17 protein-coding genes are annotated in these 24473 nt (G+C 71.9%); 7 read left to right on the forward strand and 10 right to left on the reverse strand.

Annotated elements, in window-relative coordinates; translation table 11 throughout:
• Nucleotides 1–49: 49 nt before the first annotated feature.
• The 4 genes from ACGFI1_RS21015 to ACGFI1_RS21030 all read right to left on the reverse strand — a co-directional run bounded on the left by ACGFI1_RS21015 (nucleotide 50) and on the right by ACGFI1_RS21030 (nucleotide 9679).
• The gene (locus ACGFI1_RS21015) at nucleotides 50–3589 is read right to left on the reverse strand and encodes a bifunctional glycosyltransferase/CDP-glycerol:glycerophosphate glycerophosphotransferase (protein WP_392787190.1); all 3540 of its coding nucleotides are present in this window, start codon (nucleotides 3587–3589) and stop codon (nucleotides 50–52) included.
• Between the two features lie 60 nt (nucleotides 3590–3649).
• A complete protein-coding gene (locus ACGFI1_RS21020) occupies nucleotides 3650–7084 on the reverse strand; it encodes a bifunctional glycosyltransferase/CDP-glycerol:glycerophosphate glycerophosphotransferase (protein WP_392787193.1) in 3435 nt (1144 codons plus the stop codon).
• Between the two features lie 122 nt (nucleotides 7085–7206).
• The gene (locus ACGFI1_RS21025; protein ID WP_364551065.1) at nucleotides 7207–8151 is read right to left on the reverse strand and encodes a LysR substrate-binding domain-containing protein; all 945 of its coding nucleotides are present in this window, start codon (nucleotides 8149–8151) and stop codon (nucleotides 7207–7209) included.
• Between the two features lie 73 nt (nucleotides 8152–8224).
• A complete protein-coding gene (locus tag ACGFI1_RS21030) occupies nucleotides 8225–9679 on the reverse strand; it encodes a carotenoid oxygenase family protein (protein WP_392787195.1) in 1455 nt (484 codons plus the stop codon).
• Between the two features lie 71 nt (nucleotides 9680–9750).
• Here ACGFI1_RS21030 and ACGFI1_RS21035 point away from each other — a divergent pair, with 71 nt between their 5' ends.
• Nucleotides 9751–10386 carry a TetR/AcrR family transcriptional regulator gene (locus ACGFI1_RS21035; protein WP_392787197.1) on the forward strand — a complete coding sequence of 212 codons (636 nt, stop codon included), beginning with the start codon at nucleotides 9751–9753 and terminating at the stop codon, nucleotides 10384–10386.
• 13 nt (nucleotides 10387–10399) lie between these two features.
• Here the strand turns inward: ACGFI1_RS21035 and ACGFI1_RS21040 are convergent, their stop codons facing one another.
• A complete protein-coding gene (locus ACGFI1_RS21040) occupies nucleotides 10400–11107 on the reverse strand; it encodes a TetR/AcrR family transcriptional regulator (RefSeq protein ID WP_386876026.1) in 708 nt (235 codons plus the stop codon).
• A 101-nt stretch (nucleotides 11108–11208) separates the two neighbouring features.
• On the opposite strand from ACGFI1_RS21040, the gene ACGFI1_RS21045 reads away from it, so the two are divergent.
• The 3 genes from ACGFI1_RS21045 to ACGFI1_RS21055 all read left to right on the forward strand — a co-directional run bounded on the left by ACGFI1_RS21045 (nucleotide 11209) and on the right by ACGFI1_RS21055 (nucleotide 13564).
• Entirely contained in the window at nucleotides 11209–12066 is an 858-nt protein-coding gene (locus ACGFI1_RS21045) for an SDR family oxidoreductase (protein ID WP_392787199.1), read from the forward strand.
• 324 nt (nucleotides 12067–12390) lie between these two features.
• Nucleotides 12391–12951 carry a peroxiredoxin gene (locus tag ACGFI1_RS21050; RefSeq protein ID WP_138634512.1) on the forward strand — a complete coding sequence of 187 codons (561 nt, stop codon included), beginning with the start codon at nucleotides 12391–12393 and terminating at the stop codon, nucleotides 12949–12951.
• Nucleotides 12952–13021: 70 nt separating this feature from the next.
• Entirely contained in the window at nucleotides 13022–13564 is a 543-nt protein-coding gene (locus tag ACGFI1_RS21055) for a carboxymuconolactone decarboxylase family protein (protein WP_138634509.1), read from the forward strand.
• A gap of 70 nt (nucleotides 13565–13634) precedes the next feature.
• Here ACGFI1_RS21055 and guaA read toward each other — a convergent pair whose 3' ends face one another.
• The gene (gene guaA, locus ACGFI1_RS21060) at nucleotides 13635–15203 is read right to left on the reverse strand and encodes a glutamine-hydrolyzing GMP synthase (RefSeq protein WP_240807217.1); all 1569 of its coding nucleotides are present in this window, start codon (nucleotides 15201–15203) and stop codon (nucleotides 13635–13637) included.
• 239 nt (nucleotides 15204–15442) lie between these two features.
• Here guaA and ACGFI1_RS21065 point away from each other — a divergent pair, with 239 nt between their 5' ends.
• On the forward strand, nucleotides 15443–16438 hold the full coding sequence (locus ACGFI1_RS21065; protein WP_392732614.1) for a zinc metalloprotease: 996 nt from the start codon (nucleotides 15443–15445) through the stop codon (nucleotides 16436–16438).
• Nucleotides 16439–16462: 24 nt separating this feature from the next.
• Here ACGFI1_RS21065 and ACGFI1_RS21070 read toward each other — a convergent pair whose 3' ends face one another.
• Nucleotides 16463–17191 (reverse strand): DNA alkylation repair protein, encoded by a 729-nt coding sequence (locus ACGFI1_RS21070; RefSeq protein WP_392787202.1) that lies wholly within the window; start codon nucleotides 17189–17191, stop codon nucleotides 16463–16465.
• A 168-nt stretch (nucleotides 17192–17359) separates the two neighbouring features.
• Here ACGFI1_RS21070 and ACGFI1_RS21075 point away from each other — a divergent pair, with 168 nt between their 5' ends.
• Nucleotides 17360–18253 carry a zinc metalloprotease gene (locus tag ACGFI1_RS21075; protein WP_392787204.1) on the forward strand — a complete coding sequence of 298 codons (894 nt, stop codon included), beginning with the start codon at nucleotides 17360–17362 and terminating at the stop codon, nucleotides 18251–18253.
• Between the two features lie 67 nt (nucleotides 18254–18320).
• On the opposite strand, the gene ACGFI1_RS21080 is transcribed toward ACGFI1_RS21075, so the two are convergent.
• The gene (locus tag ACGFI1_RS21080) at nucleotides 18321–20072 is read right to left on the reverse strand and encodes an FAD-dependent oxidoreductase (protein ID WP_386876015.1); all 1752 of its coding nucleotides are present in this window, start codon (nucleotides 20070–20072) and stop codon (nucleotides 18321–18323) included.
• A 10-nt stretch (nucleotides 20073–20082) separates the two neighbouring features.
• Nucleotides 20083–21663 (reverse strand): succinic semialdehyde dehydrogenase, encoded by a 1581-nt coding sequence (locus ACGFI1_RS21085; RefSeq protein ID WP_138640122.1) that lies wholly within the window; start codon nucleotides 21661–21663, stop codon nucleotides 20083–20085.
• A gap of 274 nt (nucleotides 21664–21937) precedes the next feature.
• Here ACGFI1_RS21085 and ACGFI1_RS21090 point away from each other — a divergent pair, with 274 nt between their 5' ends.
• Entirely contained in the window at nucleotides 21938–22675 is a 738-nt protein-coding gene (locus tag ACGFI1_RS21090; RefSeq protein ID WP_392787207.1) for a helix-turn-helix domain-containing protein, read from the forward strand.
• 27 nt (nucleotides 22676–22702) lie between these two features.
• On the opposite strand, the gene glpD is transcribed toward ACGFI1_RS21090, so the two are convergent.
• On the reverse strand, nucleotides 22703–24442 hold the full coding sequence (gene glpD, locus ACGFI1_RS21095; RefSeq protein ID WP_138640124.1) for a glycerol-3-phosphate dehydrogenase: 1740 nt from the start codon (nucleotides 24440–24442) through the stop codon (nucleotides 22703–22705).
• Between the last annotated feature and the right edge of the window lie 31 nt (nucleotides 24443–24473).

Here is a 24473-nt window from a genome sequence, read left to right on the forward strand (position 1 = left end):
GCGCCCCCGTCACGCGCCCCCGTCACGCGCCCCCGTCACGCGCGCCCCGTCACGCGCTCCCGTCGCCGAAGAGGCGGTCGACGACCCTGGCCGCCGCCTTCCCGTCGTCATGCGGGCAGTACTTCACGAAGAAGCGGTCGTAGGCGTCCGCGTACTGCTCCTCGCTGCCGGGCGCGGCCCTGACCGCCTCGGCGACCTCTGCCGGCGTCCTCACGAGCGGGCCGGGCGCCTCCACCTCCAGGTCGATGTAGAGGCCGCGCAGATGGTCGCGGTACCACTCCAGGTCGTAGGTGTAGAGGACGATGGGGCGCCCTAGGACGGCATAGTCGAACATGGCGGACGAGTAGTCCGTGACGAGCACGTCCGCCGCCATGTAGAGCTCGGCCACGTCGGGGTAGCGGGTGACGTCGATGACGAAGTCGTCCGTCACCACAGGGGCCTTGTCCGTGACGGCGTGGTGGGCCCGCAGGAGGACGATGTGGTCGTCGCCCAGTGCCTGGCGCATGGCGTCCATGTCGAGTGCGAGGGAGAAGCCCTGCTTGCCGGGGGCGTGGCGCCGGTCGTCCCGCCAGGTCGGGGCGTACAGGACGACCTTCTTGCCGTCGGGGATCCCTAGGCGCTTGCGTATGCCCGTCCCGATGTTCTCCCACTCGGGGGTGCTGAGGACGTCATTGCGCGGATAGCCCGCCTCCATGACCTCGCCCTCGTACTGGAACGCCTGACGCATGACCTCGGTGGCGTACGGGCTCGGGGACAGCAGCAGGTCCCATCGCGGCACCTCCCAGTCCAGCCAGGGCCGCTGCTCGCTGCGCTGGTAGGGGACGTCCTTGAGGTCGTGGCCGATGCGCTTCAGCGGGGTGCCGTGCCAGGTCTGGACGTAGGTCTGGCCCTCACGCTTCATGTACCAGCCGGGAAGGCAGTGGTTGGTGATGATGTGCCGTGCGCGCGCGAGCACGCGGTAGTGCTCGCGGGTTCCTTCCAGCACCGTCCTGGTCTTGGCGTCCTCTTGGGCGTCGATGGAGAACTGGCCGTCCTGGGTGACCCACACGCATTCCACGTCGGTGTTGCGGCGTACGAGTTCCTCGTAGATGGCCCTGGGGCTGCAGCTGTACTGGGTTCCGGCGTAGCTGCAGAAGACGACGACGTCCGCCAGGGGGCTGCGCAGGTAGACGGGGTAGTCGCGCTGCCAGAGCTGCACCTGCGCGTGCCCGCCTCGCTCGTCGTCGCCGTAGGCGGGACGGCTGTGCAGTACCAGCGCATCGATCTGGTGGACGCCCACCTCGAACTCGTGCGTGCCGACGCGCCGCCAGGCGGGCAGCGCCGGGATCGCCTCGCGCTCGACGACGACCGCCACGTCCCCCTCGGTGGATCGCGCCAGCACGTCCCATGTGCCGCTGCTCAACGGCAGGTCCGTCCCGAAGACGGCCATGGCGGCAGGTGTGAAGGCCGCGGAGAAGTTGCCGTCCTCCCAGGTGACGGGGACGCGCTGCTCGTCGCCGGACCTGCGCCGCCGGAGCACGAAATGGTCGGGGCGGTTCTCGGGGGCGGCGAAGTCGCCGTGCAGCGTGAGCCGTCCGTCGGCGTCCCACTCGGCCGTCCGGACGACCGGGCGGACGCTGCGCTCGACGCCGCGCAGGTTGCCGAACGCCGTCCGCGTCAGCGCGAACTCCCTGCGCCCGCCGCCGGCGGCCGCGGGCAGCAGGCAGCGCACCGGCTTGACGTTGCTCGCGACGGTGAGCCGCAGCGGGCCGCCCTCGCCGGTCAGCCGGACGTCCCAGTCGATGGCGTCCCGCAGGTGCGCCTGGCGGGGTGCGGGGCCGTCCCGCAGGGAGGACAGGAACTCCAGCGGCAGCCGGGCCGTGAAGTCGAAGCCGGTGCCCTCCGCCATCCGCAGGACGGACGACTGGCGCAGCGTCACCTCGCCGCGGACCTCCTCCCCGCCGTGCCGGCGGGCCGCGACCATGGCGGCGCCGGCGCCGAGGGCGCGCCGCGTCCAGCCGGACAGTTCGAGCGCGTCCCCGTCGACGCGGATGCGGGTGAGGACGGCCTTGGCCCGCTTGACGTGGACCACGAACAGGTCGTCGTCACCGGCGGCGGGCTGGACGGCGACGTGCTCGTCCACCTGCCGCGCCGCCGTCCAGCGCACGGCCGGGGCGGTCGTGGTGAGCCGCTGCGCCGCCCTGCGCCCCGCCGTGGAGACCTCGGCGAACAGCTCGTAGGTGGCCGTCCGCCACTCGTCGCCGTCCAGCAGGTACTCCGGCTCCACTCGCGCGGTGAAACCGGACCAGTCGTAGGACACCGCCGACTGGCCTGACGCCGCCGTGACGTCCGGGCGGCGGACCCGCTCCACCGGCAGCCGGATCTCCCGCCCGGTCTTCGCGTCCCGCATCCAGAGCCGGATGCGGGAGTCCGCCTCCGACGACACCTCGAACCGGTCGAAGCGGGCGTGCCCTTGGACGATGAGGGTGTCGACGTCCCATTCGACCCCGTCGACGTCCGCCAGCAGGCCGATCTCCTCGGTGACCTCGTACACGGCCTCGGGGATGCGGAGCTCAGCGTCCTCGTAGAACGGGTAGCGGGCGTACCAGCGCGGACGCAGGCGCCCCTTGGACACGACCGGCACGTCCTGGAGGCCGTTCGCCTCGAAGCGGAGCACGTCGAGCAGTTCGGGCACCTTCCGCTCGCTGAGCAGGTGCAGTTCCAGGCGCCGGATCGCCTCCAGCCCGGCGGCGGCCGAACGGTCGGCGTCGGCGACGACCTCAGCGCCCAGCTTGACCAGGCGCTCGCGCTCCTCGTCGGTGGCGCCCGGCAGGGCGAGCATCAGCTCGCGCACGTCGAGGTCCAGCGCGAACATGTCGTGGACGGCGAGAAGCTCCGGCGCGTGGTCGTGGACGTAGTTCCGCACGGCGGTGAGGGTCGCCATCCGGTGGGTGATGTTGGCCGAGTCAGGACGGAGCCGCGTCGCGGTTCCCGGGCGGTCGCGCCAGTAGTAGACGGTCGTGTCCAGCACGTCCACGAGGGAGGCCAGGAGCTGGGTCTGGACGGCGACCAGGGCGTCCTGGTCCGTGCCCAGTTCGAGGTTGTGCGCGTCCCAGAACGAACGGCGGTAGACCTTGTTCCAGAGCATCCGGTCCTGGAGGAGGGCGGGGTGCCGGGTCACGTGCGTCGACCGCATCGTCTTCGCGTAGGGCTCGCTGTGCAGCGGGGACTGCCACACCTGGTCCTCGTCCAGGCACATGACGTTTCCGCCGGCGACGTCCGATCCGGTGGAGTCCAGGGTGCCGACCAGCAGTTCGTAGGCGTAGGGCGGGAGCGCGTCCTCGCCGTCCGCGAACGCCAGGTACCTGCCCTTGGCCTGTTCGACGCCGGCGTCACCGGCGGGTGCGTCCGGATCGGGCCGCAGCAGCGTGAAGCGGTCGTCGCGCCCGGCGAACTCCTCGGCGACGGCGACGTCGCCGTCGTCGGCCGCGTCGTCCACCATGAGCACCTCGACGTCGCGCAACGTCTGCGCGGCGAGCGACTCCAGGCACTCGGCGAGGCGGCCGCCGGTGCTGCGGAACGGGACGACGATGCTGATCTGCGGGGACACGAGCGACTCCGTGATGGGGTGGAAGCGGGGTGAGCGAGGTGGTGCGGCGGGCGGCCGGGGTCAGCGCAGCACGCGGTCGAGGACGCGGGCGGCGGCCTGGCCGTCGTCGTGCGGGCAGTACCGGGCGGTGAACGCGGCGCGCGCGTCCCGGAACCCGGCGTCGAGCGCGGCCGGGTCGCGCAGCGCCTCGACGACCTCCCGCGACGTCCGCAGCAGCGGCCCGGGGGCCTCCGCGTCGAAGTCGAAGTAGAAGCCGCGCACGTGGTCGCGGTAGCGCTCCAGGTCGTAGGCGAAGAACACCATCGGCCGGCCGGTGACGGCGAAGTCGAACATGGACGACGAGTAGTCCGTGACGAGCACATCGCAGATCAGGAAGAGTTCGGAGATGTCGGGGTAGACGGACACGTCCATCACGCAGTCGCCCGGCCGCAGCTTCGGCCGGTCGGTGACGAGGTAGTGCGTGCGCAGCAGCAGGACGTGGTCGCGGCCGAGCGCGGCCCGGAACTGGTCGAGGTCGAGTTCGAGGCTGAACGCGCGCTTCCCGATGGCGTGGTGGAAGTCGTCCCGCCATGTCGGCGCGTACAGCACGACCCGCTTGTGCCCGGGGATGCCGAGCCGCCGCCTGACCGCCGCCGCGATCTCTTCGCGGTGCGGGCTGTTCAGGATGTCGTTGCGGGGATAGCCGCTCTGGAAGACGTCACCGCCGTAGCGGAACGCCCGCCGGAACAGCGGCACGGAGAACGCGTTCTGCGCGAGGAGCAGATCCCACTGGGGGACGTCGTACTCCATCCAGTCGACGCCCTCAGTGCGCTTGAAGGGCATCTCCTTGACGTCGTAGCCCAGCTTCTTCAGCGGCGTGCCGTGCCAGCACTGCACGTACGTCTGGTCTTCGCGTTTGATGAACCAGTCCCTCTGCGACCAGTTGCCGAACACGTAGCGCGCGCGGGCGAGAGCCTCGTAGTGCTCCCGCGTGCCGACCAGGACGGTGCGGGCACCCGACGGACGGCCGAACTGCCCGTTCTCGGTGACCCACACGCATTCCAGGTCGGTGCCGCGCCGCCGTAGCTCGTCGTAGATGCCGCGCGGGTTGCACGAGTACTGGCGTCCCCGGTACGCGTCGAACACGGCGAGGTCGCGCACGGGCAGGTTGAGGTGGCGCCTGTAGTGCCCGGACCGTATCCGGCTCTGCGCGTAGGCCCCGCGCTCGTCGTCGTCCAGGGCGGTCTCGACCCGCAGCAGCAGTTGGTCGGTCTTCTGGACGCGGACGGTGATGCGGTGAAGGCCCGCCTCAAAGGGCTCCGGCAGGGCGCGCAGGCTGTGGCGCCTGATGACGACCGGCTGCTCCTGCCCGCCGACGGTCGCGAGGACGTCCCAGCGGCCGGCCACCAGAGGACGCGACAGCCCGAACACCGGCATGCGCGCGGGCGCGAACTTCGCGGTGAAGCGGTCGCCGTCCCACAGCAGCCCGACGGCGTGCTCCTCGGACGAGCGCCGCCGCCGCAGCGTCAGCGAGTCGGGCCGTCCGACGCGGTCGGTGCACGTCCCCGCCAGGTGCAGGGCGCCCTCGGGCGACCAGGACACCTCGTCGACGATGAGGGCCCGCCCGCGCACGACGATCCGCAGCGTGCTCCGCCGCGTCCTGGCGATCTCCAGCTCACCGCCGGGGAAGGGCAGCCCGGTCCCGGCCGCGTCGGCGTCCAGGTACGGCTTGACGCCGCCCGGCAGGGCGATCTCCCAGTTCCCCTCCCGCCGGACCAGCCCGGCGACGGGCAGCCGGGCCCGGAACCCCTCGCCGCCGACGCTCTCGACCGGGCCCGTCACGGTGGCCCGGCCCGCCTTCGGCGTCGCGGTGACGCGCGGCTCGTCGCCGAGCGGGGCGCGGGTCCAGCCGTCCAGGCACAGCTCGCCGCCCTCCAGATGGCAGCCGACGACCGCGGCGGGCGTCCGCCGCACCTGCACGGTGAAACGGTGCCGCCCCGCGACGCCCTGCACGCGGACGCCCGGCGCGCACTCAAGGTCGTCCGGCCACTGCCGGGGGGTGAGGCGCGGGTTGCCGAGCGTGGCGCGGCGCCGCAGCCCCCGGTTCACGATCTCCACGCACGGCACCCAGTCGACGTCCCGCCAGCGCCCGAACATCTTCAGCGCCGCCGGGTCGATCTCGGCGGCGAAGCCGGACCAGTCGTAGGACACCGCCGACTGCCGCGACCGGGCGGTCACGTCCGGCCGGCGGACCCGGGTGACCGGCACGCGCATGAGGCCGCGCTTGTTCGCCGCCACCAGCCACAGCCGGATGCGGGACCCGTCCTCGGTGGAGGAGTCCAGGTGCCGGATGTAGGCGTGCCCCTCGATGCGGAGCCGCCCGTCCACCCAGTCGGCGCGGTCGACCGCCGCGACCGGCGTCAGCTCGTCGGTCACGTCGTAGACGTGCGCGGGGACGCCCCGCTCCTCGTCCTCGAAGAACGGGAACTCGGCGTACCAGCGGTGCCGCAGGCCGCGCCGGACGCGCGGCGCGTCCGCCACCCTCCGCAGCCGGACGAACCGCAGCACCTCCAGCAGTTCCGGCAGCATCCGGCGGCAGAGCAGGTGCAGTTGCAGGCGCATGATCGCGGGCTGCCGCTTCAGCACGCGCGGGCCGATCCGGCGCGCCAGCGCGGCGCCCGTCGCGACGAGCTCCTCGCGGTGCTCGTCCTGCGTTCTGGGGAGGGCCTCCAGGAGGATGCGGAGGTCGATCTCGATGAGCGAGTGCTCGTCGTAGGCGTTCAGGAACTGGGGCGCGTACTCGGCCATCGCCTCCCGCAGCGCGGACGCGGACGCGAACCGCTGCTGGATGTTGTCCCGGTCATGGCGGTCGCCGGTGATGGACCCCGGCCGCCTGCGCCAGTAGTAGACCGTCTCACTGAGGACGTCCACGGAACGGGCCAGCGCGTGCGCGCGCGCCATGACGGGAGGGTCCTCGTAGAAGCCGGTGGGGAACTCCAAAGCGGCCTTGTCCCAGAAGGCACGCCGGTACACCTTGTTCCACGGCGTGCGGTCGCGCATGAGGACCGGCTTGGACGACACATGCGTCCGCAGGCACGTCTCCGTGAACACACCGTCGTGCAGGGGCGACTGCCACGTGCGCTCCTCGTCCATGCGCTGGACGTTGCCGCCCGCCATGTCGGAACCCGTCCGGTCCAGGGACGCGACGAGCCGCGTATAGGCGTCCCGGTCCACGACGTCGTCGGCGTCGGCGAAGGCCAGGTACTCGCCCCGCGCCTGCCGCACCCCCGCGTTGCGGGCCGGCCCGGGACCTTCCTGCTCACGCATGAACAGGCGGAACCGGGGGTCGCGGGCGCACATCTCCTTGGCGATGACGGCGCTGCCGTCGGTGGACCCGTCGTCCACCAGGATCACCTCAAGGTCGCGCAGCGTCTGACCGGCCAGCGACTCCAGGCACTCCTGGAAGTACTCCTCGATGTTGTGGAACGGCACGACGACGCTGAGCTTCGGGGACATGGGGCCTCCTCCTCGCCCCACAGAGCATGGTGACGTTACGCCACCACATGAACACGCATCGCCATTGCCGTCCCGTCCCCTGACGCAGACTTGACCTCACCTGGCCGCGATTTACCGCAGCCTTACGCTTCGGCGCTTGACCCGCCGGGACGGACCCCGTCGGCCACCCCGGAGTCGGCGACGGCGCCGCGGACGCTCTCCGCGAGCGCCTCGAACTCGTCCGCGCGCGGCGACGTCGACCGGAACCCGAGCCCGATCCGGCGGAACGGCGCCGGCGCCGCGAACCGGTGCAGGCCGAGGTTCGGCGCCCGGCGCGTCTCCACCGGCAGGGCCGTCTCCGGGACGAGCGTCACGCCGAACCCGCCCGACACGAGCTGGACAAGCGTCGCCAGGCTCGTCGCGTAGGTCGCGGCGGCGGCGCGCGCACCGACGTCCCGGCAGATGTCCAGGGCCTGGTCGCGCATGCAGTGGCCCTTGTTGAGCAGCAGGACGTCGAGGTCGTTCAGCGCCTCGCGCGGGACCTCCTCGTCGCCCAGCTCGAACCCGGGCGGCGCGACGAGCACGAAGTCCTCGTCGTACAGGACGATCTCCGCGACGCCGTCCGCGGCGACGGGCAGCGCCAGCAGCACCACGTCGAGGCGTCCGGCGAGCAGTTCGGCGACGATGTGCTCGGTCTGCTCCTCGTGAACCGACAGCTCCAGGTCGGGGAACTCCTTGGCGAGCCTCGGCAGGACCAGCGGGAGCAGGTACGGCGCGACGGTCGGGATCACACCGACCCTGAGCGGCCCCACAAGCGTCCCTTGGACGGCCTTGACCTCGTCTACCAGGCGGTCCAGTTCGGCTAGGACGACCTCCGCCCGCCGTGCGACCCGCTCCCCCGCCGGGGTCAGCAGAACCTTGCGGGTCGTCCGTTCGACCAGCCGGGTGCCGAGGGTGTCCTCCAGCGCGGCCACGGCTCCGGACAGCGCGGGCTGGCTCATGCGCAGCGCGGCGGCGGCGTCCCTGAAGTGCAGATGCTCGGCGAGCGCAAGGAACGCCCGCAACTGCGCCACCGTCGGTCTGCTCATCGCCATCTCGACCGAACGGTATCGAACCGCCATTACGAAGAGTGATGCGGCCCTGGTCAAACGGCCGTGGCGTTCACCACAGCGGGAGTCGGTCGGGGTGCGGGATGGGGGCGCCGGGGTCGGCGACACGGCTCGTGAACGTGCCGTGGAAACCGAACGGAAGGTGGTGCTTCAGCTTCAGCGCCGCGACGCCCTCCAGGCCGCGAGCGTCCAGGATGGTGAGCTGCGACCGGTGTTCTGCGGCGAGGTACACCACGGCCAGCAGCCAGCCGTCGTCCTCGGCCGCGTCGGGCGAACGGGGCACGAAGATGGGCTCGCCCACGTACGCGTGCGGCCCGACCTCATGGGTCTCTGTGCGGCCGGTGTCGTTGTCGACTTTCAGGACCTGGTCGTACTGACCTTCGGAACCCGTCCGTCCAGCCATGTAGGTGTACCGGTGCCTGCGCGTGGAGCGGCGCCAGTCGTACTGCGGGAACTCGCCGGTCACGTCGGCCAGCGGCGTCTCGATCACGCGTCCCGACGGCGTGATCCGGTACCGCATCAGCCGGCTGGACGGCAGCCCGGGGAAGCGCGCGCGGAAGCCGGTGAGGTCGCGCCTGATCGCCTCGTAGTCATCGAACTGCACCAGGTCGACGACGGTGTCCGCGCCGTCCTCGAAGGCGTTGGCAACATGGAGGTGGACGAGCGTCTCGTGCTCCACGATCCGCGCCGGGCCGCCGTCGCGCGGAACGAGCACGAAGCGGGTGCCCTTCTCCGGACGGTGCCGGATCGCGTCGAAGATGGGCCCGCCGCGCAGCATCGTGCGCACGTCGAACATGTACGGGTCCAGGACGAAGACCATGTGCCGCGCGGTCAGCGCCACGTCGTGGTTCCAGGGCAGGTCCAGCATCCGCACCGTGGCGAGCCGGCGCATCCGGCCCCGCCGGTCGACCTTCCAGCAGTTCAGCGAGGGGAACGGCACGAACTCCTGGCCGAAGTTGAACATCTCCCCGGTCGCCGGGTCCCACTTGGGGTGGGCGGAGAACGCCTTGAGCATGCCCCGGAGGCGGCCGCGGAAGTCGTCGACGCCGAGGGTCTCCAGGGTGTCGGGGTCGAGCCGGTACGGCGGCCCGCCCTCCCAGAGGGCCAGCAGCCGCTCGGCGTGCACCGCGATCCCGGTGTTGGCGGCGTTGGCGGGGCCCTTCGACTTCGCGAAGTTCGTCCAGAAACCGCCGGGGAGGGCCGTCCCGACGCCGGGCTTGCGGGCCCGCCCGGCGACCATGCCGTCCCGGAACTGCGGCGTCCGCACGTAGCGGTTGCGGAACCGCACCGAGCGCCCGTCGAAGGCGAACTGCGCCACCATCCCGTCGCCGTCGAACAGGTGGTGCATCAGGGTGCGCCCGACCTCCCACTTCCCGGGGCCGATCCGGTACAGCGTCCCGGTGAGCCCGGACGGGAGCTCCCCGTCGATCTCGTCGACGGCGTAGTCGTGCTCGTGCATCAGCGGGGTGAAGATCTTCCCCATGTCCGGAGCGGTGGTCAGGGCCATGGCGGCCTCCATCTGGCTACATCCGTTTCCAGAAACGTAGGATCTGGCAACGGCTGTGTCAAGATTGCGGGGTGAGTTCCCGCACCTACGGCGGCGTCACCGCCGAGCGCCGCCGCGCCGACCGCCGCGCGGCGCTCCTGGAGGCCGCGCTCGACCTGCTCGGCACCGAGGGCCTGCCCGCAACCTCAGTACGCGCGGTCTGCGCGCGCGCCGGCCTCAACCCGCGCTACTTCTACGAGAACTTCACCGACCTGGACGCGCTGCTGACCGAGGTCTACGACCGCATCGTCACCGAGATCACCGAGGCCGCCGCCCGCGGCGTCGCCGCCGCCGGGTCCGGCGCCGGGCTCCGCGCGACCGTCCGCTCCGCCGCCGTGGAGGCCCTCGCGGTCGGCGCCGCCGACCCCCGCAAGGTCCGCGTGGCGCTGATCGAGGCGCCCGCAAGCCCCGTCCTGCGCGCGCGCCAGCGCGCCGCGCTCCGCCGCAACACCCGCCAGGTCATCGACTACGCGCGGACGTTCTACGACGTCCCCTCCGCCGCCGACGCGCAGATGCGCTTCACCGCCACGATGCTCGTGGCGGGCTGGAGCGAGAACCTCATCGCCTGGCTGGACGGCGAACTCGACGCCACCCCGTCCGACCTGGCCGACATGTTCGCCGACGCGGCCGAGGCCCTCGCGACCCACGCCGCCGCCCGCGCCCGCTGACCACGGGGCGCCGTCAGCGGGGCGGGTCGGCGATGCGGTCGAGCCATTCCCGCATGAGGCCGCGCTCCCCCTCGCTCAGCGCGGCGACCTGCGGAAGGGCGGCGCGCAGGGCGACCGCGGCGCCCACCGGGCCGGACTCCGCCGGCGCCGGCGCGTCCGTCGTGATCGCCGCGATGACCGCCTCGCGGGCCAGCACCGACAACTCCAGGTCGCGCTCGCCCTCGGGCATCGCGATCAGCGCGATGGTCGTGCCGGACCCCGCCGCGTGGACGAGCCGGACGGCGCGGTCCTCGCCGACGCGCAGCCGGCCGGCCTCGGCGATCCGCCGGACGCGGGCGGTGAGGATCTCGATCCCGGCGACCGCCGCCGGCGGCACCGCGCCGGGGCGCGGCTCGCACATCAGCAGGTAGAGGGCCGGGTTGGCCAGGCCGAACTCCAGGTGCTCGTCCCATCCGGCGCGCAGGTCGTCCACCGGGTCGGCGCCGGCCTCCGGGGCGCTCTTGCCGCTCAGGTAGGCCGCGAAGCCCTCGGCGGCGACGGCGTCGAGCAGGCCCTGCTTGTCGCCGAAGAGCCGGTAGATGGTCGGCGCCCGGACGCCGGCCGCGGCCCCGATCGCGCGCGTCGAGACGGCCTCGCGCCCGCCCGCCGCGAGGAGTTCGGCGGTGGCCGCGAGGATGCGCTCCCGCGGCCCGTCCCCGGCCGCCACGTCATCGACCTGCATGCTAATGACGATAACAGAGCACTGTTAGCACTGACCTCGTAACGGTGATAACGTTATTGCGTTAGCACTGATTCAAGCGTCGGAGACCCAGGGGGAACGCTGTGATCATCGTTACGGGCGCCACCGGAATGCTCGGCCGCGCGACCATCGAGCGGCTGCTGGAACGCGTTCCCGCGGACCAGGTCGGAGCGAGCGTCCGGGCCCCGGAGAAGGCCCGAGACCTCGCGGAGCGGGGCGTCCGCGTCCGGCGGGGCGACTTCGCCGATCCCGCGAGCCTGGCCCGCGCGTTCGAGGGGGCGTCGCAAGTCCTGATCGTCTCCGCCGACAGCATCGGCGAGGAGCTGCTGGACCTGCACCGCACCGCGATCGGCGCGGCCAAGGCGGCCGGCGCCCGCCGGATCCTCTACACCAGCCACATGGGCGCGAACCCGTCGTCCGTCTTCCCGCCCATGCCCGACCACGCGGCCACGGAGGAGGCGCTGCGCGCTTCGGGCGTCCCCTTCACCGCGCTGCGCAACGGCTTCTACGCGTCCACGACGGCGGCCGTCCTGGGCGCCGCGCTGCGGACCGGCGAACTGGCCGTGCCGGAGGACGGCCCGGTCTCCTGGACGGCCCACGCCGACCTGGCCGAGGCGACCGCCGCCATCCTGGCCGGGGAGGCCTTCGACGGCCCGACCCCGGCACTGACGGCGGGCGAGGCCCTCCGCATGTCCGACGTCGCGGCCCTGGCGACCGAGATCACGGGGCGTCCGATCAAGCACGTGGTCGTCCCGGACGCCGAGTACCGGGCGAGCCTCAGCGCGCACGGCGTCCCCGACTTCGCCGCGGACATGCTGGTCGCCATGTTCGCCGCGAGCCACCGGGGCGAGTTCGCCGAGGTCGACCCCACCCTCGCCCGCCTCCTGGACCGCCCGACGACACGGCTCCGGGACGTCCTCCAGGCGGCCCTTGCGGGCTGAGTCATTAATCACCTGTTGTGCGCGGAAAGCCGAACGCCCTAAACTTGCGCGCTACGCAGTGTTAAGCCCGATTTGTGGCGAGTCTGTGTGATTTACGTCTACCGCTCGTCCGGGCGGCGTTTTCCGGGTGCGACATCTCCGCTGGTCACCGCGGTGCGCTCGGGATTGATAGGCGATGCCTATCGCATTCGTGGGATTTATCGATTTCTCTTTTTGATCGAGCGGCGGCACTCTGAGTGACATCGGCCGCCGAGGCGGAAACCCCGCGGCCCTCCTGCGCCTCCTCATGCGGAGGCGACCCTTTCTCATGACGAAGGAGCATGCGTGCTTACTGTCGGTGACCAGTTCCCCGAGTACGAGCTCACCGCCTGCGTCTCGCTGGACGCCGAGAACGCGTTCGAGACGATCAACCACAAGTCCTACGAGGGCAAGTGGCGCGTCGTCTTCTTCTGGCCGAAGGACTTCACCTTCGTGTGTCCGACCGAGATCGCCGAGTTCGGCCGCCTCAACGAGGACTTCGCCGACCGCGACGCCCAGGTGCTCGGCGCGTCCGTCGACAACGAGTTCGTCCACTTCGCGTGGCGCAAGGACCACCCGGACCTGCGCGAGATCCCGTTCCCGATGATGTCCGACCTCAAGCGCGAGCTGAGCGAGGCCCTCGGCATCCTCACCGCGGACGGCGTGGCGCAGCGCGCGACGTTCATCGTCGACCCGAACAACGAGATCCAGTTCGCGATGGTGACCGCCGGGTCCGTCGGCCGCAACGTCAAGGAGGTCCTGCGGGTCCTCGACGCGCTGCAGAGCGACGAGCTGTGCCCCTGCAACTGGAACAAGGGCGAGGACACCCTCGACGCGACCAAGCTGCTGGCCGGCGCCGGCGCCTGATCCCCCCTCGTTCGTTCGACGGCCGGCCGCGTCGCGCGGCCGGCCGTTCGCATGGAAAGGACACTTGATCATGAGCGTTGACGCGCTGAAGGGCGCCCTCCCGGGCTACGCCAAGGACACCAAGCTCAACCTGGGCTCGCTGACCTCCACCTCGCAGCTCACCGAGCAGCAGCTGTGGGGGACGGTCCTGGCCTGCGCCCTCGCCACCCGGAGCGCCGTCGTCATCCGCGAGCTGGCCGAGGAGGCGGGCGACTACTTGACCGCCGAGGCGTTCGAGGCGGCCAAGGGCGCCGCGTCGATCATGGCGATGAACAACGTGTACTACCGCGCCACCCACCTCATCGGGGACGAGACGTACGCGACGCTGCCCGCCAAGCTGCGGATGTCGATCATCGGCCGGCCGGGCGTCGACAAGGTCGACTTCGAGCTGTGGTGCCTCGCCGTGTCCGCGATCAACGGGTGCGGGCGCTGCCTGGAGTCGCACGAGAAGGTCGTCCGCGAGGCCGGCCTGTCCCGCGAGCTCGTCCAGGAGGCGCTGCGGATCGCCGCCGTCGTCAACGCGACGGCCGCGACCCTGGACGCCGAGGCCGCGCTGGCCCCCGCGACCGTCTGACCCGGCACATGCGGAAGGCCCGGACGGTGCGCCGTCCGGGCCTTCGGCCGTTCGGGTCACGCCCGGCCGCTCACTCCCACTCGATGGTGCCCGGGGGCTTGGACGTGATGTCGACCGTGACGCGGTTGATCTCGCGGACCTCGTTGGTGATGCGGGTGGAGATCCGCTGCAGCAGGTCGTAGGGCAGCTTCGCCCAGTCGGCCGTCATGGCGTCCTCGCTGGTCACCGGACGCAGCACGATCGGGTGGCCGTAGGTGCGGCTGTCGCCCTGCACGCCGACCGAGCGGACGTCGGCCAGCAGCACCACGGGGAACTGCCAGATGTCGCGGTCGAGGCCGGCGCGGGTCAGCTCCTCGCGGGCGATGGCGTCGGCGTCGCGGAGGATGTCGAGGCGCTCGCGGGTGACGGCGCCGATGATGCGGATGCCGAGGCCGGGGCCGGGGAACGGCTGGCGCCAGACGATCTCGGTCGGCAGGCCGAGCTGCTCGCCCAGCGCGCGCACCTCGTCCTTGAACAGCGAGCGCAGCGGCTCGATCAGCGCGAACTGCAGGTCTTCGGGGAGCCCGCCGACGTTGTGGTGCGACTTGATGTTCGCGGCGCCGGTGCCGCCGCCCGACTCGACCACGTCCGGGTAAAGGGTTCCCTGGACGAGGAACTCGACCGGCTCGTCGGCGTCCTCGCCGACGATCTCGCGCGCGGCCTCCTCGAAGACCCGGATGAACTCGCGTCCGATGATCTTGCGCTTCTGCTCGGGGTCGGTGACGCCGTCGAGCGCGGCGAGGAAGCGCTCCTGGGCGTCGACGACGTGCAGGTTCACCCCGGTGACGGCGACGAAGTCCTTCTCGACCTGCTCGGGCTCGCCCTTGCGCAGCAGCCCGTGGTCGACGAACACGCAGGTCAGCTGGTCGCCGATGGCCCGCTGGACGAGGGCGGCGGCGACGGCGGAGTCCACCCCGCCCGACAGCGCGCAGATCGCCCGGCGGTCGCCGACCTGCTGCCGGACGGCCTCGATCGACTCCTCGGCGATGTTGACCATCGTCCAGTTCGGACGGCATCCGGCGCCTTCGTACAGGAAGCGGCGCAGGATCTCCATTCCGTGCTCGGTGTGCAGAACCTCCGGATGGAACTGGACGCCGAAGAAGCCGCGGTCCCGGTCCTCCATGCCGGCGACCGGCGTGACGTCGGTGCTCGCCGTCACCGTGAAGCCCGCCGGGGCGCTGCTGACGAAGTCGCGGTGGGACATCCACACCGCCTGCTCGTGCGGCAGCCCCGCGAACAGCATGCCCGGGGACGTGACGGCCACGGTCGCGCCGCCGTACTCGGCGATGTTGGAGTTCTCCACCGTCCCGCCGAGGGCCTGCGCCATCACCTGGTGGCCGTAGCAGATGCCGAGCGTCGGGACGCCGATCTCGAACAGCCCCTCGGGCGCCACCGGCGCGCCCTCCGCGTACACCGACGCGGGGCCGCCGGACAGGATGATCGCCTTCGGCCGCTTGGCCAGCATCTCCGCCGCCGGCATGGTGGACGGGACGATCTCGCTGAACACATGGCACTCGCGGACGCGCCGCGCGATCAGCTGCGCGTACTGCGCGCCGAAGTCGACGACGAGAACGGTGTCAAAGGACTGGTCTGCGGCCACCAACTAAGCCTTTCGCACGGCCGGAAGGGGCTTCCAGTCTACGGGCCCGCTGCCTGCGCCTATGCCCCGCACCCCCCGCCCGGTCGTCACATGGTGCGATTCACCGATAACGGTCGGCATCCATTTACCTTGATCACACTCATCGGGGCGCTGCGTTCTGATACGAGTTAATGACGCCCTGTAGTCGATCGCGCACGCCTGCATGGCTCCCGTCCGCAAGCGACCTCCCTAGGAGTGCCGTGAAGCTGCTCGCCGCCACCGCCCTGCTCGCCGCGCTCGTCCCGGCGGCGCCGTCCTTGCCGGCCGCGCCGGTAGGGCCGGCCACGCCGTCCGGGCCGCCCTCCGCCGCGCCCGTGCGCGCCGGCGCGGACGACTGCGCGCACCCGCAGGCGCGCCTGCGGTCGGGCTCCCACGGCCGCGAGCGCAACGACCTGACGCCCGCGCAGGCCGCCACCGTGGAGCAGCGCCTCAACCGCCTCCTGGACCGGCTCGGCCTCGGCCCGGTGGACGAGACCGGCGGCCAGTCGGACGCCGGCGACCTCCGCTCGGCGCCGCAGATCACGATTCCGGTGTTCTTCCACGTGATCCACGACGGGCAGCGCGGCAACGTCTCCACCGCCGCGATCAACCGCCAGATCGCCACCATGAACGCCTCCTACGGAGGACGGAACGGCGGCGCGGACACGCGCATCTCCTTCGCGCTCCGCGGGATCAGCCGCTCCGACAGCGCCGCGTGGTTCCAGGACCCGGAGCGCTACGAGGGCACGTACAAGCCGATGCTGCACCAGGGCGGCAAGGGCACGCTGAACCTCTACAGCACCTACATCGGCGGCGACCTGCTCGGCTGGTCGACGTTCCCGTGGAAGTACAAGACCGACCCCCAGATGGACGGCGTGACCATCCACTACGGCAGCATGCCGGGCGGGGCCATCGAGCACTTCAACAAGGGCTTCAGCGCCACCCACGAGGTGGGGCACTGGCTGGGGCTGTACCACACGTTCCAGGACGGCTGCGGCGGCCAGGGCGACCGGGTCGCCGACACCCCGGCCGAGCGCGAACCGTCGAACGGCTGCCCGACCGGCAAGGACACCTGCCCGTCCGCCGGCGCCGACCCGGTGCACAACTACATGGACTACAGCTACGACACGTGCATGACGTCCTTCACCGCGGGCCAGGGCGCCCGCATGCACAAGGTGTGGACGGCCTACCGCGCCGAGCGCGCCCAGCGCGCCTGACACGCCCAGCGCGTCCCGCCGCGTTCAGGACGGCCGCCCGCGCAGCCGGGCGGCCTCCTCCGCGGGGAGCCGCCGGACGGCCTCGCGCAGCGTCACGCCCGAAATGGCGTCCAGGCGGGGCTCCACCCACTTCACCACCCAGGACGGGTCCTTCTTGGAAAGCTCCCGGAGGACCCATCCCAGGGCCTTCCTGATGAAGAACTCGCGCTCGCCCAGCAGCGCGTCCCCGTACCGGCTGATTCGCTCCAGATCCGGGTCTCCCGTCCGGACGCCCGGTAGCAGCGCCAGGACGGCCGTACGCCGTATCCACACGTAGGGGTCGGCGACCCACGCGTCCAGTGCCGCCGCCAGGTCCGGGTAGCGCACGACCAGGCCGCCGACGACCTTCTCCGCGAGATGGTCGACGTACACCCAGCTCGCCGAGTCGCGGATGAGCGCTTCGGCCACCCCCATGTCGGAAGGCTCCAGTAGGGCCGCCCGCTTGACGAGCACGTCGATCGCCGCCATACGGGCCTCATGGACGGGACGTCCTTCGTCGGTGACGTCCCAGAGGAGCCGAGCCAGGGAAAGCACCTCTTCCCGCGTGGGCTTGCCCTTGACCGCAGAAACGGCCACTTTGCGAAGCGCGGGCACGGTCACGCCGATGTGGACGAACTCGCTCTTCAGATAGCTCTTCTCGCTCTGCGCGCGCGCCGGATCGCCCTGGGCGCGCAACTCCGCCAGGACCCGCGCCGCCTCGGCCTCCACGTCCATGCGGGACACGCTACGCCGCCGCGCTACGGCGCCGTATTCAGCGTTATCCATTCCGATTCGTCCAGGTTTGCCAAAGACGTGATGTTTGTTCGCATTCACCCTTGTTGCAGCGATGACTCCGCTCCCCCCGCGCGCGCTCCCCCGCTCGCGCCGCCCCCAAGGAGTTCCATGAAACGCGCCGGAATCGCCACCGTCCTCGGCCTGGCCGCCGCCTTCACGGCGTACGCGCCCGCCGCCCCCGCCACCCTCGCCGCCCCGTCCACCGCGTCCAACGCCTGCGTGGAGCAGCCCGCGCAGGCCCGCGTCCGCGCCGGGGCCCACGCCACCGAACGGAACCAGCCGAGCGCGGCCAAGGTCGCCGCGATGGAGAAGGACTTCCAGAACCGCGTCGGCAAGCTCAAGAAGGCGCACACGGCCGCGGCCATCACGGTCAGGGTGCACTTCCAGGTCGTCTACGGCAGCGCGGGCAACGTCTCGGACACGGTCCTGGGCCGGCAGCTCGACGTCCTCAACAACGCCTATTCGGGCAGCGGCGTCACGTTCACGCTGGCGGAGATCAGGCGCACGAACAACGCGGCCTGGTTCTCCAACCCGGAGGGCTACGAGAGCCAGATGAAGAACGCCCTGCACACGGGCAACGCGCAGGACCTCAACGTCTACACCGCCGACCTCGGCTCCAGCCTCCTCGGCTGGGCGACGTTCCCGAGCAGCTACCGCTCCCAGCCGTCGATGGACGGCGTCGTCATCCACTACCAGAGCCTGCCGGGCGGTTCCCTGGGCAACTACAACGAGGGCGACACCGCCACCCACGAGGTGGGCCACTGGATGGGGCTCTACCACACGTTCCAGGGCGGATGCGGCGGCCAGGGAGACCGCGTCTCCGACACCCCCGCCGAGCAGAGCCCCGCCTCAGGCTGCCCGACCGGCCGCGACACCTGCTCGTCTCCGGGCGCAGACCCGATCCACAACTTCATGGACTACAGCTACGACTCGTGCATGTACGAGTTCACGCCGGGCCAGAACGCGCGCATGCAGTCCCAGTGGGCCGCCTACCGCGCCTGACCTGAACACCCCTGCGAGCCCACCGCGAGCACTGCTCGCGGTGGGCTCTCACCCTCTGGTGAAGGGATCAGGTGATGTCGACGATGGGCAGCTTCAAGGCCGCCGGAGCCGTGGCCGGGACGGCCGGGTTCTTCGGCAGGACGGGCCCTATGCGGCGGTAAGCCTCGCCCAGGGCCGGACGCGGGTCGTCCTCGGCCCGGTTAGGCCAGAACGACATCGCGCGCTCGGCCTGGGCCGTGATGGTCAGCGACGGGTTCACGCCCAGGTTGGCCGAGACGGCGGAGCCGTCCACGATGTGCAGGCCGGGGTGCCCGTAGACGCGGTGGTAGGCGTCGATGACGCCGGAGTCGGCGGAGTCGCCGATGGGGCAGCCGCCGAGGAAGTGCGCGGTCATCGGGACGTCGAACAGGTCGCCCCACGTGCCGCCCGCGATGCCGCCGATCTCCTCGGCGATCAGCCGCGTCGCCTCGTGGCCCTCCGGGATCCACGTCGGGTTCGGCTCGCCGTGCCCGGCGGACGCGCGGACGTCCCAGCCGAACGGCCCCTTCTTCGGGCGCAGCGTGATCGAGTTGTCGCGGGTCTGCATGACCAGCGCGATCACCGTCCGCTCCGACCAGTGCCGCACGTCGAACAGCTGGATCAGGTCGCGGGGGCGCCGCACCACCTCGCGGGCGAACTTCCGCAGGCGGGGCGTGTGCCGCTCGCCCGGCCGGTCCCCGTCGACGAGGAGGGTCTGCAGCCCGGCGAGCAGGTTGGAGCCCCGCCCGTACCGGACGGGCTCGACGTGCGTGTCCGGGGCCGGGTGGAACGACGACGTGATCGCGACGCCCTCGGAGAAGTCGGGCCCCGGCTTCCCGTTGCCGCGCCCGCCGCCGAGGATCGCCTCGGAGTTCGTGCGGGTCAGGGCGCCGAGCCGGTCCGACAGGCGCGGCAGCGCGCCCGTCGCCTTGAGCTTGTGCAGCAGCTTCTGCGTCCCGTAGGTGCCGGCGGCGAACACGACCTGCCCGGTCGTGAACGTCTTGCGGTCGCGGCCGAACGAGCCGGTCCGCACGATCGCGACCTCGTACCCCCCGCCGGGCAGCGGCCGGACGGACGTGACGCGGCTCAGCGGCATCACCCGCGCGCCGGCCTTCTCCGCCAGGTAGAGGTAGTTCTCCGTGAGCATGTTCTTCGCGCCGTGGCGGCAGCCGACCATGCACTCGCCGCACTCCAGGCAGCCGCGGCGGCGCGGGCCCGCCCCGCCGAAGTACGGGTCGGCGCTCTCGATCCCGGCGCCGCGCCCGAAGTAGACGCCGACCGGGGTCTTGACGAACGTGTCGCCTTTGCCCATCCGGTCGGCGACCCGCTTCATGACCTTGTCGGCCTCGGTCGTCGTGGGGTTCTGGACGACGCCCAGCATGCGCTTGGCCTGCTCGTAGTAGGGCGCCAGCTCGTCCTGCCAGTCGGTGATGTGCGCCCACTGCCGGTCCTTGAAGAACGGCTCCGGCGGGACGTACAGCGTGTTGGCGTAGTTCAGCGACCCGCCGCCCACGCCCGCGCCCGCGAGCACCATCACGCGGCTCGACTTCGCGCCCCGGATGAGGTGCATCCGCTGCATGCCGGTGAGGCCGAGCGCCGGCGCCCACAGGTAGCGGGCGATCCGCCAGTTGGTCTTGGGCAGCTGCGGGTACCGGGCCCCGGGGGCGCCGGCCGGGTTCGTGTCGAAGCGGCGCCCCGCCTCGATCACGCCGACCTTGTACCCCTTCTCGGTCAGCCGCAGCGCGGCGACGCTGCCGCCGAACCCCGACCCGACCACCAGCACGTCGAAGTCATGCTTCACGGGCGCTTCCCTACTTGATCCGCAGCTTCTTCATGAGCCTGATGCCGTTCGCCATGTAGTCGGCGAACGTGTCGTAGCCGATGCCGGCGGGCGGTTCGAGGTCCATGAGGTGCTGGCTCGCGACGGTCTGCACCTCGGTGAACTTCAGCAGGCCCTCGGCCCCGTGGCGGCGTCCCACGCCCGACTGCTTCATCCCGCCCATCGGCGAGTCGTAGGAGGCGTACGCGGCGCCGTAGCCGTCGTTGATGTTGACCGTCCCCGCCTGGATGCGGGCGGCCAGCCGGCGAGCCCGCGCCGGGGACTTCGTCCACACCGACGCGTTCAGCCCGTAGTCGGTGTCGTTGGCGCGGGCGACGACCTCGTCCTCGTCCCGGTACTTGTAGACGGCGACGACGGGCCCGAACGTCTCGTTCGCGCACAGGTCCATGTCGCCGCTGACGTCCGCGAGGACGGTCGGCTCGTAGAACAGCGGGCCGACGTCGGGACGCGCCTTGCCGCCGGCGAGGACGGTGGCGCCCTCCTCAACGGCCTGGTCGACGTGCCGGGTCACCGCGTCCAGCTGGCGCCGGTGGGTCAGCGAGCCCATCTCGGCCTCGAAGTCGAGGCCGGTGCCGAGCTTCATGCCCTTGACCAGCTCGACGAACCGGGGCACGAACCGGTCGTAGACGTCCTCGTGGACGTACATCCGCTCGATCGAGATGCACAGCTGCCCGGCGTTGGTGAAGCAGGCGCGGACGGCGCCGCGCGCGGCCCGCTCCACGTCGGCGTCCGCCATGACGATCATCGGGTTCTTGCCGCCGAGCTCCAGCGAGTAGCCGATCAGCCGGGGCGCGACCTTGGCCGCGATCGCCTTGCCGCCGCGCGTCGAGCCGGTGAAGGAGACGTAGTCGGCCTCCTCCAGCAGCGGGTCGCCGATCTCCGCGGGGTCGCCGACGACGATCTGCCAGAGGTCGCGGGGCAGCCCGAGCGAGACCAGCAGGTCCAGCACCCACAGGCTGGACAGGCAGGTCTGGGTGTCCGGCTTGTGGATCACCGCGTTGCCCGCCATCAGCGCGGGCGCGATGTCGCTGGCGCCCAGCGCGAAGGGGTAGTTCCAGGGGGCGATCAGCGCCACGACGCCCTTCGGGTGCCGCAGTTCCCGCACCCGCGTCAGCCCCGGCATCATGCCCTGCCGGCGCTTCGGCTTCAGCAGCCCCGGCGCCCGCCGGGCGTAGTACAGCGAGCACAGCGCCACGTCGAGGAACTCCTCCAGCGCGTGGCGGCGCGCCTTGCCCGTCTCCAGCTGGATGACGTCGAGGATCTCCGCGCGCCGGGCGACCAGCGCGTCCGCCAGCCGCAGGAACGGCTTGACCCGCTCGCCGGCCGGCAGCGCCGCCCAGGCCCGCTGCGCCTCCCGGGCGCGCGCGTAGGCCTTGCGGACGTCGTCGGCACCGGAGATCGGGACGGTCGCGAGGGGCTCACCGGTGAACGGACTGGGGATCGTCGCGGTCTCGGAGCCGTCCGAGGCGACGTGGGAGGCCAGCCGGTCGATCAGGGTCTGGGGGAGCGTGTGCTCTGCCGCGCCTTTGGCAGGGACCGTCGGGGATGCCATGCAGGCAGCGTATGACCACCCGCCCATTTTGGCTACCCGCAAGTAACGCGCTACTTGGAGTGATATGCCCCACCTGATCGCGTTACGTTCGTCCCCACCTGACAAGCCGCGCCGAACGGAGCGTTCCAACCGCCCGGACTTGCGCAACCGGGAGACTGACCATGCTCCGCCGGTGTATCCCCGAAGGAGAGAATCTCGGGCGCGCGTACCGCGGACGGAGGGACGGACGGCGCGCCCGGGGGCGCGCGGGTCTCGACACGGAGGGGAACAGCGAATGACGGACGCCCACGGCGACCAGCGGCCAGCGGCGGGGGCGACCGGCCGGCCGCCGTCCGGCGGCGGACCGCGCCCGCGCCGCGACCGGCGCGAGCAGACCCGCACCGCCCTGCTGGCCGCCGCCGAGCGGCTCTGGGCCGAACGCGGCATCCACGGCGCCTCGCTGGACGACATCGCGGCGGCCGCGGGCCTCACCAAGGGCGCCGTCTACTCCAACTTCGCGGGCAAGACCGACCTGCTGCTGGCCCTGATGGAGCGCATCACCAGCGACCGCACCGGCCCGGAGGTCTGCGACGAGCTCCGCGCCGCCGAGCGGGACGCCGCCCGCGACGCCGCCCGGGAGGCCGCCGTCACCGGCCGCCCGCCCCGCCGCGGCACCGCCGACGACCGCCCCCGCCGCCTCGCCCTGCTGCTCGTCGAGTTCTGGCTCTACGGCATGCGCGACTACGCCGCCGGCTGGCGCATCGCCGACTGGTACGCCGAGCGCCGCGACCGGCTCGCCCGCGAACTCGAACCCGCCGACGCCGGCGCGCCGGCCGAAGGCACCGCCGGAGAGGGCGGTGCCGGGGAGGGCGGTGCCGACCGCATCGGCCCCGCCGACCGCGCCGCCCTCACCATGGCCCTCGACTTCGGGCTGGCCTTCCAGCACCTGCTGGACCCGGCCCGCGTCCCCGCCGACCTCTACGCCACCGGCAAGACCCTGGTGCAGGCGCCCCGCCCCGACCGGCCCGCCTGAGCGCGGCGCCGGCCGGGGCGAGCGGGATCACGGAGTCGCTATCGGCACGATGTCCGGGGCGCCGCGCCGGTGCGCGTCGGCCTCCTGGTCGCCCTCCTGCGTCTGGGAGGCGCGCTCGGCCTCCACCCGCTTGCGGTAGTACTCGATCTCCCGGTCGCGCTGCTTCTTGGACCAGCCGAGCACTGGGGCCAGCAGGTCGGCGGCCTCCTGGGCGACGCCGACGCCCCGGTCCCACGTCTCGATCGAGATGCGGGTGCGGCGGGCGAGGACGTCGTTGAGGTGCCGAGCCCCCTCGTGGGTGGCGGCGTAGACGACCTCGGCGCGCAGGTAGTCGTCGGCGCCGGTGAGCGGCTTGGCCAGGTCCGGCTTGTCGGAGATCAGGCCGAGCAGGTCGTCCAGCAGGGTGCCGTAGCGGCGCAGGAGGTGCTCGATGCGGGCGACGTGCAGGCCCGAGCGGGACGCCAGCCGGTGGCGCGCGTTCCACATGGCCTGGAAGCCGTCGCCGCCGACGAGCGGGATGCGGTCCGTGCAGGACTCGGCGACCTTGCCGTCCAGGCCGTGGGCGACGGCGTCTATGGCGTCCTTGGCCATCACCCGGTACGTGGTGTACTTGCCGCCCGCCACGAGGACGAGGCCGGGCACCGGGTGCGCGACCACGTGCTCGCGGGACAGCTTCGACGTCTCCTCGGTCTCCCCCGTGAGGAGGGGGCGCAGGCCCGCGTAGACGCCCTCCACGTCGTCGTGCGTGAGCGGCGTGGACAGCACCGAGTTGACGTGGTCGAGGACGTAGTCGATGTCGGCCTTGGACGCGGCCGGGTGCGCGCGGTCGAGGTCCCACGCGGTGTCGGTCGTGCCGATGATCCAGTGCCGGCCCCACGGGATCACGAACAGCACGGACTTCTCCGTGCGCAGGATGATGCCCGTCGAGGAGTGGATGCGGTCCTTCGGGACGACCAGGTGGATGCCCTTGGACGCCTTCACGTGGATCTGGCCGCGGCCGCCGACGAGCTCCTGGATGTCGTCCGTCCAGACGCCGGTGGCGTTCACGACCTGCTTCGCGCGGACCTCGCTGGTCGTGTTGCCCTCCAGGTCGCGGATCCGCAGGCCGGTGACGCGCTCGCCCTCCCGCAGGAAGCCGAGGCACTGGGTGCGGGACGCGATCTGGGCGCCGTACTGCGCGGCCGTCCGCAGCGCCGTCATCACGAAGCGCGCGTCGTCGACCTGCGCGTCCCAGTACTGGATCGCGCCGGTGAACGAGTCCTTGCGCAGGGACGGCGCCAGCCGCAGCGCCCCGCGCCGGGTCAGGTGCCGGTGGTGCGGGACGCCGCGCGTGCTGCCCATCTGGAACGCGAGCGCGTCGTACAGGGCCACGCCCGCGCCGAGGTACGCCCGCTCCCACACGCGGTGGGTCGTCGGCAGCAGGAACGGGACGGGCTTCACCAGGTGCGGCGCGATCTGCTGCAGCAGCAGGCTGCGCTCGGTCAGCGCCTCCCGGACGAGGTCGAAGTTGTACTGCTCCAGGTAGCGCAGGCCCCCGTGGATCAGCTTCGAGGAGCGCGACGAGGTGCCGGACGCGAAGTCCCGCGCCTCGACCACCGCGACCGACAGGCCGCGGGTCGCCGCGTCGAGCGCCGCGCCCGCACCGACGATCCCGCCGCCCACGACGACCACATCGAACTCCTCGCGGGCCATCCGATCGAGCGCCGCGGCCCGTTCGGCCGGGCCCAGCCGGGAGCTTCCGAGGCCCGTCACCGGTGATGCCGTCATCGCTTATCCCCCCACAGCGTTCGGTTTCCGA

Source organism: Actinomadura geliboluensis, assembly GCF_043197915.1.
GTDB classification, from domain to species: domain Bacteria; phylum Actinomycetota; class Actinomycetes; order Streptosporangiales; family Streptosporangiaceae; genus Spirillospora; species Spirillospora geliboluensis.

Coding starts and splice junctions, on each gene's coding strand:
- glpD (WP_138640124.1), bottom strand. CDS start 24,442: ATGACGGCATCACCGGTGACGGGCCTCGGAAGCTCCCGGCTGGGCCCG.
- ACGFI1_RS21030 (WP_392787195.1), bottom strand. CDS start 9,679: ATGGCCCTGACCACCGCTCCGGACATGGGGAAGATCTTCACCCCGCTG.
- ACGFI1_RS21075 (WP_392787204.1), top strand. CDS start 17,360: ATGAAACGCGCCGGAATCGCCACCGTCCTCGGCCTGGCCGCCGCCTTC.
- ACGFI1_RS21055 (WP_138634509.1), top strand. CDS start 13,022: ATGAGCGTTGACGCGCTGAAGGGCGCCCTCCCGGGCTACGCCAAGGAC.
- ACGFI1_RS21040 (WP_386876026.1), bottom strand. CDS start 11,107: ATGCAGGTCGATGACGTGGCGGCCGGGGACGGGCCGCGGGAGCGCATC.
- ACGFI1_RS21090 (WP_392787207.1), top strand. CDS start 21,938: ATGACGGACGCCCACGGCGACCAGCGGCCAGCGGCGGGGGCGACCGGC.
- ACGFI1_RS21020 (WP_392787193.1), bottom strand. CDS start 7,084: ATGTCCCCGAAGCTCAGCGTCGTCGTGCCGTTCCACAACATCGAGGAG.
- ACGFI1_RS21070 (WP_392787202.1), bottom strand. CDS start 17,191: ATGGACGTGGAGGCCGAGGCGGCGCGGGTCCTGGCGGAGTTGCGCGCC.
- ACGFI1_RS21025 (WP_364551065.1), bottom strand. CDS start 8,151: ATGAGCAGACCGACGGTGGCGCAGTTGCGGGCGTTCCTTGCGCTCGCC.
- ACGFI1_RS21085 (WP_138640122.1), bottom strand. CDS start 21,663: ATGGCATCCCCGACGGTCCCTGCCAAAGGCGCGGCAGAGCACACGCTC.